Source organism: Natrialba aegyptia DSM 13077, from assembly GCF_000337535.1.
GTDB lineage: Archaea > Halobacteriota > Halobacteria > Halobacteriales > Natrialbaceae > Natrialba > Natrialba aegyptia.
Genome location: NZ_AOIP01000022.1, coordinates 23312 through 39562 on the forward strand (window position 1 = coordinate 23312; position 16251 = coordinate 39562).

Here is a 16251-nt window from a genome sequence, read left to right on the forward strand (position 1 = left end):
ACCAGAGACAATGCTTAAACCCACCTTTCAACTCCAGAGACGAATCACTATCTCGCGACGCGGAGGGCCGGCGTGATGGCGCTCCAATTCGCGGATACGTTCGACAATCCTTCCGAATCGACTGCTCGGGTCTACATTCCGGCCGAGATCGTCACAGACTCAGCGTTCCCCTTCGGACCAGGCGACTCCTACGTTCTGCGTGTCGCTCGTCACGAGGGCTTTGCCGTCACGCCGCCGGATTCTGACCGCGAGACCATCGACCTGCCGCCAATCAACGAGGAGATCCTATGAGACCAGAGAAACGCGTTGACGAAGCGCAACAGCGACGAAAACGGATCGATCGGCTATACGAACACTTCGACGACGTGGTTGGGCTGATAACCGAGAATGACCTGCAAGACGCCGTGCTCGACTGGATGGATGACGCCGACCAGGTGCCGGCGACATCGATTTTGACCCATATCGAGACGATGCTCGCCGAGTTTGAAACTGAACACGACATGTACGCCGTCGACGTGAACGGGGCTGACCACTTCCCCGATGACTGCTCGGACTGCGAGCACTACGGCGTTGCTTGCCCCGTAATCACGAATCGGTACGAGGAGATCGAGCGCGAGCGCCTACAAAAGCGCTTGCGCGGGGCCGGTGAGGACGAAGTGAAACGCGAACTTCGGCGGTATGCCGGTCGAAACGGCTGCGAGGCGATGATTAACGAAATCGACGAGTGGGAAAGCGACTACCGAGAACTGCTCACGGAAGGCCGTGAACTCCGTCGGAAGACCTTCCACTATCTTCGCCAGGCCGACGATCGCGAACAGGCCGATACCGCAATCGGTGAATCAGTCGCTGACGCCACGGAGGGACTACCGTGAACTGGAATTACGTCCTTATCGGTGCAGTGGCTATCGGTGTCCTGCTCGTCATCGGATATCTCGTCGAACGCTGGGGTGTCTTCGAGGACTCCCGCGCAGCGACGGGGGCCAACCGTGTCGATCGGTCCGAGACAGGACCCGAAACACGGCCTCGAATCCCGGTTCGAGACAAACCCCGGCAACTCCCGTTCGAACTCAAGGTCATTTCTTTTTGTCTCATCGGAATTGCCGGCATCGTGGCGTTCTACACCTACCAGTTCCTCAAAAACGGCAGTCCGGCCGAGTTCCAGTACACGACACAACTACAATTCGCGGCCACAGCCTTACTCGGCGTCGGGGCCGGCGTTGCCTATCGTGGCTACAAGGACGGCGATGTCGGGGAGATTCACCTGATCAACGAGTCCGAGAACGGCGATATCACGAGCGAACGGACGATTCCCTTCGACCGGGCGTCGGCTGAACGGCTCGATGATGGACGCATGCTCATCAAAGAGCTTCGCGATGAGCGTATCTTCGGCCTCTTCCGACGGTTCAAACTCGTGGGTCACGACCGGAAACTTCGGTCCGACCGGCCCCTCGGCGATATCGTCACTCACGAAATCCACTCCGATGCGGTGCAGCTCGACGAGGGCAAGTGGGTCATGCGAACGCAGGGACAGATCACCGTCGACGGTGGCACGAACAAACCTGCTGACTACCGCTACCACCCACCGCTGCGGCTTCCGTATGAGAAACAGGTCAAACAGCAAGAGCAGATGCGGAAAATGAGGATTGAAACCAAATCGATTCGAGCGCAACTCGCGGAGGCACACAACCAGATCGGCGATCTCGTCCGGATTCTCGAGAACAGCGAGCACCGTCAGCGCGAGGAACTGAAAGACGACCTGCGGGACATCAAGGAACTCGTCGGTCCGTCGCAAGAACACGTCACAGTCCAACAGAGCCGTGGCCAGCAGCGCCGTCAGGTGCGTAGCCAACGCGATATCTCGAATCACGAGAACGGTTCCGCGGGAGGTGAGGCATGAACCGACGCGTCGCGATACTGGCGGTCTGTCTCATCCTCGTGAGTGCCGTTATGCCAGCCGCTGCGGCGGTGGGTCCATCAGCCGACGCTGGGGCCGCCGACACCGCAACACCGTCCTACGCGGTGCAAGAAGCAAACGAGACGGACGGCAATGCACCGACGAGTGCTGAACAGGTCCGCATTAATCCCGTCTCTCTCGATGTGGATTACCAGGCCGTCGAGGTCGCGGAAGACGACTCGACGTTCAACACGACCGGCGAGTTCGTTCTGTTTTCGACAACTGAGCCCGTCGATGCGGTCCGTATCTCACAGTCCAAGGCGACAGCACGAGTGCTCGAAGGGGGCCAGACGGTCCGCGTCGAGTACGCCGATGATGCTGCCCCGCCGGACGAACAGTCGCTCTACACGCTTGAGGTGTTCTTCGAGGACGGCTCGTCGAAAGACGTGACACTGTACGCGTCGGCAACGGAGCAAAGCGTCAATGCGGCATCGCTCGAACGCTGGGAACCGGTCATCTCGACCCTACAGGACTTCGCAGAGGAGAACGGCTACGAGACCGATCCCGACAGCGTCGAATCCTACATCACGTGGGTCGACGATCGTGCTCAACTCGTCGACGGGTTCCTGACTGAACTCGCGGCCCAGACGATTGCCTGGCTCATTGCTGGTGTGATGAATCCGCTGAACGTGATTCTCGCACTCGCACTCGGCGCGCTCGCGATGTGGCGGCGGCGCTCGAAACATGGCGATCTCGTCGACGCACTTTCGAGCATGGCCGGCCGGTACGAACAGGAACTCGCCAAACTGCGGAACAACCGCCAGCAGGCGAAGCGTACTGCCGACGACGATAACCTCTCCGAGGTGCCAGCGATCGGTAGCTACGCCGACTACTACGAGGATGCATTCGGTGTCAAGTCACCGGCCCAACTCGCTCACCTTGTTGCAGCGGGTGAAGCTCGAGCGACCAACGACGGTCTCGAAATGGTTCACAACGGCGTTGACGACCTCGATTCCGAGGACCTACATGGGACGTGGCTCGAACCCGTGCTCCGCCATATCCCCAACGAACGGCAGGTCCTGAATCACCTCTTGCAGACGATCAAATACATGGAAACGGAACATCAACTCGGGTCGGTTTACCGCGAGACGCGCAACGACCTCGAAGTGATGCTTGACGATATCGAGCGCAAACAGACTCGGATAACCGGAACGCCGGCGGCGACGGGGGACGACTAGATGGAGCAACTTCTCTACATCGCGACCGGCCTTGTGCTACTGGGACTCGCTGCCGTCGCTGGGTTGTTCTGGCGAGAGATACTCGATGTGAGCCGATCGGTTGCGACGACGGCTCGCTACCGGTTCAAACAGGGTATTGTAGGCTTTCTCATGGGCTCTCACCCGAATACGTCTCGACTCCTCGCGACGGTCGTCATCGGAAGCGGACTCGTCGCCGGGGCTGGCGTAATCGGGCTCATGGTCAATCAGGCTGAGACAAGCACGTCGTCCGCCCCGATCGTGACGACAGTACTCGGGTTCGCAACGAGCCCGTGGGTGTGGGCGCTCGCGATCATCCTGCTCTGCCGGCAGTTGCTCTTTTTCGGCGACCGACTCCTCGCCAGGATTACGGCACGGAGATCCGGCTTCAGCTACAAGACGATTCGCCGACTCGCCGAGGAAGCCAAGCAACCGGACTTGGACCGCTGTGAACGCGTGTTGGTTCAGTCGGGTGACAGCGCCGAGCAAATCGCTGAGTGGGTCCGTGCGGCTTTCGACGGCGACGGTCATGGGACGCCAACGTTCACGCCGGCGGATGTAGACGACGACCCCGACGAACAGGGCGCTGGTCCGTCGGCCACTGAACCCACTGACCTTGCCCGCCGAGACCCGAACAGGCCGATCGACGTGGCTCCGAACTCCGAAGACGAGTCGGACCCGGACTTTTGGACGCAACTCCGACTGTTCCGTCTTGAGCTAGCGTCGGCAGTCGACCTGAACGGTGTCCTCTGGCGGTTCCTCGTGCCAGCAGGACTCACGTTCGTTGGCGTGATGCTCTGGCTTCGCATTTGGATTCAACTGTGGTTCTTGCCAGTCGTCGTCGCGATTTCGGTGTTCGTCGGCGGGACCTACTACTGGGCCGTTGACCTCCGTCACCGTCGCCGACTGCGGGCGCTGCGGGCCGACGATGATCCGACACGCTGGACCGATCTGGCGATCCTCACGAAGACCGTCGACGTACCCGAGACCACGATGTACTACGGCTATCTCGACGGGAACGTGTACGCGAGCGAGGACAAGTATGAACTCGCGGAGACACTCGCTGATCGGGCGATCGACCGGCTTGAGGGCCGCCAACCCGCTCCGGCAATCGAGGAGACCAACGCCTATCTGCTCAAACGATACCTGCCGATGCTCGAAGCGTGGGTCCAAGAACACGAACGCAAGGCGATTATGGACCAACTCATCGATATGGTCGCTGACGCGCCGGAAGGACTCCTTCCGCGGGATATCCTCATCGATGAGGTAATCGAGTACGACCGCCGGTATGCTGCATGGGGCTTGATCTTCATCGGCCGAGGGCGAGATCCCGATCTCGTTCGCGAGGTCTACTGCGATCTTGTCGAGATCCACGCGCTCGCGGAGACGCCCGTGACGGTCTCCGACACCGAAACTGGCGACGAACGCGAGCTGGTCGCTGTCTCGAAAGGTGATGAGTCGTTCCCGCCGAACGTCGTGCAACTCCGTGGCGAGTTCTCATCGCTATTCGGTAAGCAAGCCTTCGAGACGCGGTACGATCCCCCAGAGATTGAGACCGACATGTCACCAGCCCCGTTCGTGCGACCAGAAACGCATGAGCAAGCCGATAACTGACTGATTCAGTACTTATGAGTTCAGAAACCAGCCTTCACCAGCCGAGTGACAACACTGAAACGAGAGTCGCTGTTCGGAACAAACTCTCCTCTCGAATCGAACAGCAACGGCGCAAAGAGGAGCTAAATACAGAGGCTTATGTCCGCGAACTAATTCGCGAGGCCGAGAACGCTATCGTCGGCGAAAACGATACTGGCCGCCAACCAGAGGAGATTCTTGAGGAACTACACCTCTACCTCTGGCATGACCCGGATCGGCCGGTAGCTACCACTGAGGCAGACGTAGAACCGGACATGATCTACCGGTTCAATCAGATTCATCGTCGATTCGAAACAGGCCACGATATCGATGCCGCCACGTGGTTCGAGATTCTGGTCGCCGTCGCGAAGGGCCTTGGGATCGTTGAAGCGTTCTCGGATCTCACGCAGTATGCACCGGTCAGACTGGAAACACTGGACGAACAGGGCCGCCAGAGTAACGTCGAGACGGCGACGCCGATCGGTCGGCGTCGGATCGGTGCCGACGACGCGGCCGACCTGGAAGACCGCGCCGTCGAAATCACGCACTCGTCGTGTGACCACATTCTCGCGGTCGCACTCCCGCGCTCGGGCAAGGACTCGACGATCACCAGTATCGGGATGAACCTCTGGAACGAGCACAACTACTCGTATTTCAGCATCCTCGACGACGGACGGATGGAAACGCCGATGATCTCGATTCCGAATGACGAGAAAGCGATTCGGGAGAATCTCGATCGGATGGGACAGGAACCAGCGGCGTTCAACGCCGAGGTACTTGTCCCTGCAATGGATGGAATCCCGGCGAAGCTACCGGCGAACTTCCGCCCGTTCACGATTGGAATTGATGATCTGACGCCCCACCTAATCCTTCGTCTCGCTGGGATTACCAAGTCCGATGCGAACACCGAGCAGCGGATCAAACAGGCGTTGGATAAGACGCTTGAACGGACTGGTGAAGTCACGGAGTTGGTATCGCGATTGCAGGTATACGCCGAGGAAATGGACGCGACAATCGAGTGGACCGAAAAGCGCGACAGCAGTGCCAGCGACGGCAACGGCGTACAGACCAAAAGCGTTCAGTACCACATGGAAGCGGAGGACGCGCTGAATAAGGCGGCTCAGCGGCTCGCACACCTCGCTGGTGAGGGTCTGGTTGCTTCGCCCGAAGCCGAGACGAACATCAACATGCAGTCGGTAATTGCAAACCAGGACCAGGCGAGCGTTCTGTGCTGCAATTTCCTCTCGCAGGGCCAAGAGGCGCTGAAATATACGATCATGGACCTCTGGCTGCGGCTGATCTACAAGGCTCGCGACCAGAACAGTCGTCTCCCGCGAGTCTGTCTCGAAATTCGAGAACTGAAGAATATCGCCCCGAGTAAACTGGCCGACGTCCGGTACAAAGACACGATCAAAACGCTCCGACAGACGATATTCTTCATCTCGACACAGGGTGGGAGTCGACGGATTCTGATGCTCGGATCGACGCAGAAACTGAACGACGTGTACAAGCCCGTCCGATCGAACATGGCGACGAAGATCCTGCTCCGTCTCGGCGAGGAAGAGATCGAGACGCTGGATCGGTCGTACAATTTCAGTAACGAGCAGATGGACCAGCTCTCAGAGTTCAACATCGGGCAGGGAATGATCCTTGCCGGTGGTGACGCGTTCTGGCCGCTCGAGTTCCGCGGTGCGCCGTGTGGTCTCGGTCTCGGCGATCGTCATTGGCTCGATCGCTATGGCATCGCGTGGGGGGCTCGCGTCCGCGAAACCGAGTACGACGGTTGGCACTCGAAACACGGCGACTGCGAGTACTGGGTGGATCTCACCGAGCATACAGTCGTCACTGACGAGTCGGTTCCCGAAGTTGGGACGTGGCACTTGCTTCCCGAGGATTTCGACGACGATCTGGCTCCCGCTGACGTGGACCAAGACGCGATTGATGCAGCCCTACAGCGCCGTCGTGACTATCCCGTTCCGGCAGACCTCTCGTTGCAATCGACCGGGTTCGGTGATCGGCAGCGTGAACTCTCCCTTCAACAGCAAGACCGCGATACGACGCTTTCGGAGGTCGTCGAGCGCCACAACATCCCCGAGTCAATCGCACCGTGGCTTTCGAAAGAGGCCCCGACGCGCAAGCAGTTGGTCGCGACCTGTCGGGCCGTCGACGAGCATGATGACCTCAAACGGCAGGAAGATATTGCTGAGAATATCGGTTGGACACGTAGTACGCTCTCTAGGCACCTTGGAAAAAGCGACAGTCTCGAGAAGTGTATCACGCAAAACGGGAAGTACTACGAACTCACGCCGATCGGCAAGCGAGCGGCTAAGATCAGGTGGGATGTTGTGATGGAGGAGCTGAAATAGGGGTTTTCGAGTATGGGGCAACACGATGACCCGATGAAAGCGTTCACCGAGTTTTTCACCGGACCATACCGTGCTGAAGTGCAGAGACTCGATAATGAATATCCTGACGAGCAATCGCTTCGAATCGATTGGCACACCCTCGAGTCGTGGGACGGCTCGGTCGCCGACGAGATCCTCCGGAAGCCTGCTCGCATGCGGCAATTTGCAACGAACGCACTGAACCGTCTCGACGACGCCTCACTACTCGGCGTCAATGTCCGCGTCTACAATCTTCCCGATCGACAAACTGTTCGCGTCGGGAAGTACCGAACGCGGCAACTCGGCCAGCTACTCTCCGTTCGCGGAAAGGTTGTCGATATGGAGGGTGTGAAACCGTATGCGGAGGAAGCGGCGTTTGAATGCCCGCTCTGTGGAACCCTCTCGAGAATGCCACAGAGCTACGGCGACCTCATGAAACCGAACGAATGCATGGGTTGTGAGCACTCAAAGCCCGGGTTCATATTCAAACGAGAACAGTCTGAACTCGTCGATCTCCAAAAGATCGTCATTATCCCACCGGATAGCAATCTCGACGAACCGCCGGCGACGATCGCGTTTCTAAAAAACGATCTCGTCGACATGGTCGGCCCCGGTGACTTCGTGACCATCAACGGGATCTACGAGACGTTTGCTGGCCAAAGTGAGTCAACGCTCTCAACGTATATTGAAGTACTCGACCTCGATATCGAAGAACGGATCGAGATCGACACCTACGGCGCAAGTGAGATTCAAGAGTTCATCATGGAGACGCTCACTGATCGAATCGAAGTGACTGACGACTGGGCTGTTCCACGAGCCGAAGTTGTTGACGCAGTCGTCGATGCACATGGTGTTCGTCGCGAAGAGATTGATGACCAGATCAACGCGTTGATTGACGAGAATAAGATTGGAAATGAAGGGGCGAAACTATTCGATATTTGAGTTCTTCCTATCTGGCATATGTGTTCCAATGTTCGTGGTGATCGGTTGGTCGATGAACACGGAAAATACGGCCTCTAGCCGACTATGTTCCTGTTTATACCGTTTAAGAAGTTATTGTGCACGTGTGCACCGCGTTCGCGACAGGTACGCCATACACACTAGAGTCCATCTGAACTAGAACAATGGTTTTGTCGAACAGACACCACGGCGTCCAGGGGGCAGCGGTTGTTAGAAGGACACCGGACGAATAGAGCTGAAGATCCGAACTCGAGTTCAGTTATGCCACCAAATCACGATCGCGAGCCGCAGCACCAGTCACCGCGCGAGCAGATCGATGCACTCGCCGAGCAGTATGGCGTCGACGTTGACGACCTCCTTATCCAGAGCCGTCGACGTGACCCGATGTACAAGGGGACAGACGCCGATCACGCGAAAGCCGAGTGGTTCGCCCAACTCTGGCAGCAAGCCGTTGAGCAGCGCGAGAGCGACCGTATCCACGTCCGCGGTGTCCACTACACCGTCTACATGTCCGATATGGACGTGGAACCACCGACTGACTGCTCGTGGGACACCTACGACAACACCCAGCGGTGTTACGGCTATCTTGAGGAATGTGCCGTCCTCGCCCGTATTCTCGGCTACATTCCGCTGGACGGAATTATCGACAAACGCGCCGACACCCGAACCGTCACCGAGTACGGAACTCACACTGTCCAGCCTGATCCCGAGAGTCTCCCCACGCCAACCGGGGTTCGAACGCCACAGATACCCAATCCGGAGTCCCGTGCTGAACTCGTGTTCAATCCCGTGGAGACAGATTACTCTGAGTGGGTCGCCGATCGCGTCGCGTCACGTGCACGCGAGCAACTATCGTTCGATAAGGCCCGACAGTCGCCGTATCACATCGAACTGTGGTCCGAGAAGACGCTGCCCGATTACATCCGCGGCCGGGGCGGGTTGGCCGCCAAATATGGGTGTAACGTTGTGGTAGAGGGCGAGGGCGACCTCTCGTTGACCGTCGCGAACGAGCTGGCACAGCGGATCGACGACGCCGGCAAACCCGCGGTGATTCTGTATCTAGCCGATTTCGACGTGAAAGGCTACGATATGCCGGCGAACATGGCGGGGAAACTCGCCTGGTTGCATCAACGTGGCGACCTCGAACAACGCGTCGTGATCAAGCGGCTAGCCGTGACGACCGATCAAATCGAGAACCTAGACCTCCCGCGAAAACCCATCGAAGAGAGTTCAGCGACAGGAACCGGCGGCGTTGCGTACAATCGTCGTATCACCGAGTGGGAGCAGGAACACGGGGCCGGCGCGACCGAGTTGAACGCGCTCGAGCAACACCCTGACGAGTTCCGCCGCATCGTTCGCGATNCCGAGTGGGAGCAGGAACACGGGGCCGGCGCGACCGAGTTGAACGCGCTCGAGCAACACCCTGACGAGTTCCGCCGCATCGTTCGCGATGCTCTCGAACGGTACACCGACCCGGATCTCCCTCGCAAGAACGCCCGCCGCAGCGAGCAGTGGGAAGACGACGTCCAGGCCCGAATCGAAGATCGGCTTTGCGAGGCCGGCGTCGACGATGAACTCGATGACCTGGAAGCGTGGATCGAGGACTTCAATGACGCCTATACGGAGGTCGCGGACGTATTCGAGCGCCTACGCGGACTGATGGACGATGAGTCGCCACTTGGCACGTGGGAATCGATGGTGCAGGACCTCCTTGCGGAGACTGAACTCCCCGTCGCGACGGTTCCTGAGGGTGAGGCGACGCTTCCGGATGACCCGATCTATGATTCGGGCCGGTCGTACGCCGAGAACAAAGCCCGAATCGACCGGTATCGCGTTTCAGAGTAACGTTAGTTAGAGAGGTCACCATATCTCCCGTTCTTGGGCCACAATATATTTGTATTTAGGTTTGAATGTTTGTTTATAATGCCATCAATCACGGACCTGAAACGAATGATCCTTGAGTCAGAAGGGACCGATTGGAAGTTTTTCGATTCCCCTCAAACCTACGTCTATTCACCAGATCCACGTCTCCGAATTGAGAAATGTGGAGACTGTGAATCAGGAAGGGACTACCAGCATACCTGGACCAATCGATATAACCATTCTGAAGATACCGAGGTTTTGACTTTCAGAGTTTACTTCAATGAATCTCTGATAGATCAGCTCCAGGTTCTTCGGATCGACGAATTCCGGTGTAAGATGCCGATGCCACGGACAAAACCGGACCTTATCGATGGACTTGAATCACGCGAGGACTACAACGAAGTCTCAATTAGCAGGTACCAAGAAGGGATTGCAAGAGCGATGACTGATGACTGGGATCACTATCGAAACGTTGGTGACATTACTGTTCGCGACGAAGACGGGATTTAACCGAACTCAGGTTGGGCTAGGACAACTTCCCTATTGAGCAGTCTCTTGTTTCTGTACCGGGGTTATTCAATCGTCAGTCTTCCATGTCTCTGATTTCCCGCCAAAATTGATCCGCAACTCAGGGGTCGCACCGGTATCAATAACACCAACCCCCCAGCCTGTAATCGTTGAATCTGCGTCGATACTTGGTCGCGATCGTCCAGCAGGATACGTCTCTAACTGTTCTCCATTAGCTCCAAGTTCATACCCAGTATTGACTTGCATTTCCTCTTGCCAATCTAAATCTGGGAAATGCCCACCCTCACCAGAGCCATAGACACGGATATCGTTGATGTCATTGAAATAGATAACATCCTCTTCCTTTTCCAACGTCTCATATTCGGGGATACTCACATACGGGACATCCCTTTCGGTTACATCAGTATTGTGCGCCTCAACCTCGAATAACGCATAGATTCCGTTTGATGGTGCAGTTTTCTCGTTACCATTGAGAGTGATTTTCCCAGTTGTCATCGAGTCTGTAACAGTGATGTCAATATTGCCGAAACTAACAGTATCACCGAGTGTGGTTTCTTCACCCACATTGCTTGCTAGCTCCTCTACTTGAGAGCACCCTGCAATCAATGCTGAGGTGGAGACTGTCGCCGCCGTGAGGTACGCGCGCCGATTCATGTTCAAGATAGTGTCTCGGAAAGTGATAAATATGTAGGCCAATCCAAACATATTCTTTGATCGGATTGCTTCCATTATTCATAAAATCATGCCAGCTAACGCGACCTATACAGTGTCTAAAGGAGACGATATTTTAGAGATTGAACTGATATCAGAAGACCTTGAACCCCGCCGTAACGTCTATTTCACAGACCAATCACCTAAATTTGAAATTCACGCCAAAAATATCGGCGATAAGCCTATAGAGGGTAGAACAACCCTCAGATTCTCATTTGAAGAATCAGATAACAAAATAGAAAACGGAGTTGTAACCGTACTTGAGCTTGATATTGATCCTGGAGAAAGCAAGACGGTTACCCATCAAATTCGCATGCTTCCATATCAGGGAACAGCAGCCGTAACAGTCCGTAAATGCCGGGCCAGAGACAAAGAGGATCACATTGAATTACGCAAGATGTCGAACCATTATGAAAGAATATATACATTCATGGTTTATGACCGCAATTATTACAAAGTGAATTATCTTTGGCCAAGACGTGCACAATATCTTGCAGCCTTCCTTTCTGTTCTTATTGTTCTAGTCGGCGTTCTACAACTCACAGGCTAGCGATCACTTCCGTCCTCATCAATCGGCTCTGCCCCATCTGTTAGCCATCAAGTTGATAATTAATCTCTTTAAATATGATTGTATGGTAAACCAGGAAGCTAACTGTGAGGTTCGCGTCAATATCCTTGAATCAGATCGTATCGCTATTCAGACTCGCTCTTCTGACAGTGCTACGGATCTTGAAGAGCATCGACTCGATCAGATAGTGGAAGCGATTGAGGATTCGATTGGAAATCTTGAACCAACAAGCGGTGGAGAGATTGACGGAAATATGGATCGAGAGGGGATTTACGATAATAGAGAGCCACCTATGGCGTAGTTTCTTCAAATACGTCCGCAGGCTCATTATGCGTGCTATCGTGCCCACCGGGCAGGTTCATGACCGCTCGGAGTTGTGTATACCGCCAGAGAGTAGACTGGTGAGACTGTGAACAGACGTGTGAAATAAGAATATTACCTCCTGCCGCTATTTCTGAAATTTCACAAGAGTACTTGTGCTACTCCAACACGAGTAGGATAACAACATCACGTTTTATGAGGAATGCATGAATACGCCTCTTTGCGCACGAGCCCCTCTCCGGGCTTAGGCACCTTTAGAGGGGATATTCGTGCGAGTAGTATCAAGTATGATCTCCGTCGAACTCTCATTCGAGATGTCGGTTACGGCACTGATTACGACTGTGTACGTACTCAACGCTCTCCGGGTGCAGTACCGGGGGAGTTAGAAGACAACTCCCTCTCCGGGCTTAGGCAAGTTGCACAACGAAGGGGACCACTTTCAGTCTTTCGCAGTTGGTGACACTGGATCTTCCACCGTGTCTTGGACTACTCATGGTCTATATCGAGATCCCAATGGCTGTGATGACTCCAAGCAATCCAGCAATAAACTCTGCGACTTGTTTACCCTGCAAGATTTTCAACTCCAATATATTATTCCCAATCAGTGTTATTCAATGTTGCGACGGATAAAGTGGTAACCAATTGGTGGTATACCTACGATCAACCGATAATAGATCTATTTCTATCCACTATACTGTTGATTCGTTTACTATCCGCACAGTACGAATACTTTTCAATTTGTTTTGAATACTCTCTGTATGGAGTTCAATGTAACTGTTCTTTTGAACGGTGAGGAACCCGTTAGAGAAAACCCACATACTGTCGAATCCGGCTCTGTACTCACGATCATGGGCAAGAACTCTGACCAAACACTTGGCGTTAAAATAGAGCCGCATAGTGATCTCGAGCGAGTCACGTTCGGTAATATGGGAACCTGTCCAGTGTGCGGTGATGAGATGAACGACAAGTATGCCGATCTCTCAGAATACGCTGGCGAAACACTGCCGGTATCGAAGCAATGCGTACTCAGTGAGAACGGTGAAACAGTCCTTATAACGCACTATGAAGGTGAGTAACACAATAAGAGAGAATTTAACGGAACTGGTAGAACCACATCCACCACACGTAGTTCCGTTCGAACTCATAAGACCTCTCATACGTCCAATAATGAAGTTTCGATCCTTCGCTCCCACTTAACTGTTCAAAACGCTCACTCACGGATGCCTTGTGACCCTGCTTCTTGTACTTGTGGTAGTTGCGCGCACGCTTCGCTTTCCCCTTCTTGAGGAATTCACGGTGATATCCACACGTAGAGCAGTTACACGTGTACGTATGCATTGACGCTGGCATACTACTCCCGTACCTTATCAATCGACTCAGCAACGTCAGCGGCCTGGATATCGCTGTAGGCTTCGTGGGTCGTCTCGATTGACTTGTGTCGTAGCGCCGCCTGTGCGAGTTCAGAGTGACCCTGTTCATACAACTCCGCACCGAGCGCCCGTCGCGCTCCGTGGGGTTTCAGATATTCCTGGTCGCCCTCGAGTTCAATCCCGGCCTCGCTGGTTAGCATCTTGAGGATCTGCCGGCCGGCCTCTTTCGTGATCGACGGCGGAGCGATCGCCTGCTCGTGAAGAATTGCATCGATGTCGCTGCCGGGTTCGGGACGCTCGCCTGTAGCGTCCTCAACAGCCTGGTACTTGCTCGCCGTATGCCCGGTCGGGAACACTGGCCAGTCGTCGATCGGTGGCTTGTGAGCACGCTGAAGACGCGAGAGTGCGTTGTGTGCGCTGTCAGTGAGCCCGACGGCCTCGTACGCTCGAGATTTACCATACACTTCGAGTGTCCGATTATCGAGATCGACGTCGCCCCACCGAAGGCCGCGCCGATCGTCGTCGTTCTGATCCCGAAAGAGTTCGGCCCCACGCACGCCGAGTTCCGCGAGCAGGACAACGATGGTTCGGTCACGGTAGGCTCGTTCGAGCGGCACATCGATAGTTTCCTCACGAGCCATCCCCACGCGTTCGTCTGCGTACGAAAGAAGTTGCTTGCGTTGCTCGGGCATCCAGAACTGTGTGTCTCTCGTCGGTCGGTCCTCGGGAAGGAACTCCTCGGCACGTTCGGTGTCTGCGGGATTTGTGTCGAGCTGCTCATCGCGAACACAGAACGAGAGGAACGCCCGCACGTACCGGAAGTACGTATTTGCTGTCGAACCCGCAAGGTCGCCGTCAATCGTGCGTTCACGGAGTCGAAGCCCGTACTCGCGGCAGTCACCCGAGTCGAGTTCAGCGACGCTGTCGATTTCTTCCTCGTGGCAGAACGAACTGAACTCGGTTAGCGCCGGCCGCATACTTGCGCGACTGCCGCCCGAGTCGAGCGAGTTCAGGTAGCGGTCGACCGACTGTTGGATGGTCGAACCCGTGGGGTGACGATCGCGAGAACTGGTAGTAGGCCTCGAATTTCCCGAATCCATGAGTCTCACTGTGGGGTACAGCGTCCACCCTCCTAAACTTACTTGGTTAAACTACCTTTTAGCCATGTAACTCCGATACTGCCTCTATCGGGGATAGACGGCAGTTATAGAGCATCTACCTACAATATGCGCATCTATAAACTGTATGTCGATGTATGAAATAGACGGGTCTATTGCTAGATGCTATGCCAGCAGAAACGAGCGTCTGACGAGTTCTAGAACGTCTACAGAAAACAGTCGATTCAATTAGCACCACTTACATCTTGCAACCAAACCGACGGGGGATTCAAGTCCTTTCAATGATATTTCGTAATCATGCTATCGTCCGACGTCGAGGAAATTTCGATCAGCGAATTAGAACGCATTGTTGAAACTGGCGTTCCCGAGAGGACAGAGCTTGAATTCAAGTATATGCTCGATCCAGCCAACAATAATCATAAAGATAAATTTCTTAAAGAAATAACATCATTTGCGAATACGACTGGTGGTGACCTTCTGATAGGAATTCCTGATCCAGACGATGGAAATTTAGATGAAGAGTTGAATTGGATCACTGACTACAGCCAAGATGAGTTCAAATTAAAATGGGAAGATATACTCCGAACAGGTGTTGAGCCTCAGATTACGAGTCATACAATTCAGACTATTGAAAACCCAGAACAAGAGGGAGAATTCGTTGCGGTCGTCCGTGTCCGTAAAAGTATGCTCTCGCCGCACCGTGTAACTCGAATCTCTGGAAAACCATTTATTGCTCGAAATTCCGCAGGAACGTATCCAATGGATGTTGATCAACTGCGCGAGGAGTTCGTCGAGCAGTATCGGCTTACTGATGAGATAGAGTCGTTCCTTGCTGATCGGATTTCAAAGATCAGAGCAGGCGATACACCTGCTCCGTATGAGCCAGGCCCATCGATCGTATTACACATAGTACCTACTACTGCATTTAGTTTAAAACCGGAGATCGATATATCACCAAAAGAGAACGAGATGGTAGGATTACCTCTTTTTCACCGAAACAGTAGCTCTTCCCCATATGGCAAGTCAAGAAGAAATATAGATGGAATAGTCTGCTCAAAGGATTTCTATCCTGATAGAGATCAACCCGATTCAGAATATATCCAAATATTCAGAGATGGCCGCATAGAAGCCATCCATTCGTTCCACATGCGCAAAGATTGGAATGATGAAAACAGTATTGGGATCACGACTCTCTATGAAATATTTCGTGACCGGTTAATGGACTATACCAGTTTCTTGTTCGATAGAGGTGTCGGAACGCCGATTTTCCTATATATTTCTTTCATTGATTCAAAGGGTTACGTTTTAGCAAAAGACCAACGGAGGCGTACAGATCCGTTGGATCGGAATGTTGCAACACTGTCGTCTGTCACAGTCGAATCAGATGATGATATGCTATCTGATGTAGTTAGAGATCTACTGCAAGAAGTCTGGTATGCATTCGGAGAACATGGGGATATATACGAAAGATATGGCAACCCAGCAAAAATGTAGTATCGAGTTATCAGTTCGAGATGGGATTGAATTCTACCTGATCTCAAGATCGACAACTCGCCGTTAGGGTTGCTGGGCTCGAGTTCGACCACGAGTGAGCCGTCTGCGTTCTATTCTGACTGAACTATTCGATCCGTCCCGCTGGCGAAGCG

The 16251-nt window shown here is 54.3% G+C and carries 14 protein-coding genes; 12 read left to right on the forward strand and 2 right to left on the reverse strand.

Annotated features, from left to right (window positions below; translation table 11 throughout):
- The first annotated feature begins 75 nt into the window (after positions 1-75).
- The 8 genes from C480_RS09935 to C480_RS09975 all read left to right on the forward strand — a co-directional run bounded on the left by C480_RS09935 (position 76) and on the right by C480_RS09975 (position 10499).
- Complete coding sequence (locus tag C480_RS09935) at positions 76-291, forward strand: hypothetical protein (RefSeq protein WP_006665484.1); 216 nt, start codon at positions 76-78, stop codon at positions 289-291.
- Entirely contained in the window at positions 288-872 is a 585-nt protein-coding gene (locus tag C480_RS09940; RefSeq protein ID WP_006665485.1) for a hypothetical protein, read from the forward strand. Before C480_RS09935 ends, C480_RS09940 begins: the two co-directional genes overlap by 4 nt.
- Positions 869-1897, forward strand: coding sequence for an MlaD family protein (locus C480_RS09945; protein ID WP_049903528.1), 1029 nt, complete (start codon positions 869-871; stop codon positions 1895-1897). Before C480_RS09940 ends, C480_RS09945 begins: the two co-directional genes overlap by 4 nt.
- Positions 1894-3132 (forward strand): hypothetical protein, encoded by a 1239-nt coding sequence (locus tag C480_RS09950; protein ID WP_006665487.1) that lies wholly within the window; start codon positions 1894-1896, stop codon positions 3130-3132. Before C480_RS09945 ends, C480_RS09950 begins: the two co-directional genes overlap by 4 nt.
- Complete coding sequence (locus tag C480_RS09955) at positions 3133-4764, forward strand: hypothetical protein (protein WP_006665488.1); 1632 nt, start codon at positions 3133-3135, stop codon at positions 4762-4764.
- A 14-nt stretch (positions 4765-4778) separates the two neighbouring features.
- Positions 4779-7148 (forward strand): hypothetical protein, encoded by a 2370-nt coding sequence (locus C480_RS09960; RefSeq protein ID WP_006665489.1) that lies wholly within the window; start codon positions 4779-4781, stop codon positions 7146-7148.
- A gap of 12 nt (positions 7149-7160) precedes the next feature.
- The gene (locus tag C480_RS09965; RefSeq protein ID WP_006665490.1) at positions 7161-8108 is read left to right on the forward strand and encodes a minichromosome maintenance protein MCM; all 948 of its coding nucleotides are present in this window, start codon (positions 7161-7163) and stop codon (positions 8106-8108) included.
- 1941 nt (positions 8109-10049) lie between these two features.
- Entirely contained in the window at positions 10050-10499 is a 450-nt protein-coding gene (locus C480_RS09975) for a hypothetical protein (RefSeq protein ID WP_152424031.1), read from the forward strand.
- A gap of 66 nt (positions 10500-10565) precedes the next feature.
- Here C480_RS09975 and C480_RS09980 read toward each other — a convergent pair whose 3' ends face one another.
- On the reverse strand, positions 10566-11171 hold the full coding sequence (locus C480_RS09980; RefSeq protein WP_049903542.1) for a hypothetical protein: 606 nt from the start codon (positions 11169-11171) through the stop codon (positions 10566-10568).
- Positions 11172-11259: 88 nt separating this feature from the next.
- Here C480_RS09980 and C480_RS22990 point away from each other — a divergent pair, with 88 nt between their 5' ends.
- From C480_RS22990 to C480_RS09990, 3 genes are all read left to right on the forward strand, one after another.
- Positions 11260-11778 carry a hypothetical protein gene (locus C480_RS22990; protein ID WP_152424032.1) on the forward strand — a complete coding sequence of 173 codons (519 nt, stop codon included), beginning with the start codon at positions 11260-11262 and terminating at the stop codon, positions 11776-11778.
- Between the two features lie 82 nt (positions 11779-11860).
- Positions 11861-12097 (forward strand): hypothetical protein, encoded by a 237-nt coding sequence (locus C480_RS22995; protein WP_152424033.1) that lies wholly within the window; start codon positions 11861-11863, stop codon positions 12095-12097.
- Between the two features lie 778 nt (positions 12098-12875).
- Positions 12876-13193, forward strand: coding sequence for a hypothetical protein (locus C480_RS09990; RefSeq protein ID WP_049903531.1), 318 nt, complete (start codon positions 12876-12878; stop codon positions 13191-13193).
- Positions 13194-13468: 275 nt separating this feature from the next.
- Here C480_RS09990 and C480_RS10000 read toward each other — a convergent pair whose 3' ends face one another.
- Positions 13469-14587 (reverse strand): tyrosine-type recombinase/integrase, encoded by a 1119-nt coding sequence (locus C480_RS10000; protein ID WP_049903533.1) that lies wholly within the window; start codon positions 14585-14587, stop codon positions 13469-13471.
- A 315-nt stretch (positions 14588-14902) separates the two neighbouring features.
- Between C480_RS10000 and C480_RS22175 the strand changes: the two genes are divergently transcribed.
- Positions 14903-16099 (forward strand): AlbA family DNA-binding domain-containing protein, encoded by a 1197-nt coding sequence (locus C480_RS22175; protein WP_083873366.1) that lies wholly within the window; start codon positions 14903-14905, stop codon positions 16097-16099.
- The last annotated feature ends 152 nt before the right edge of the window (positions 16100-16251 follow it).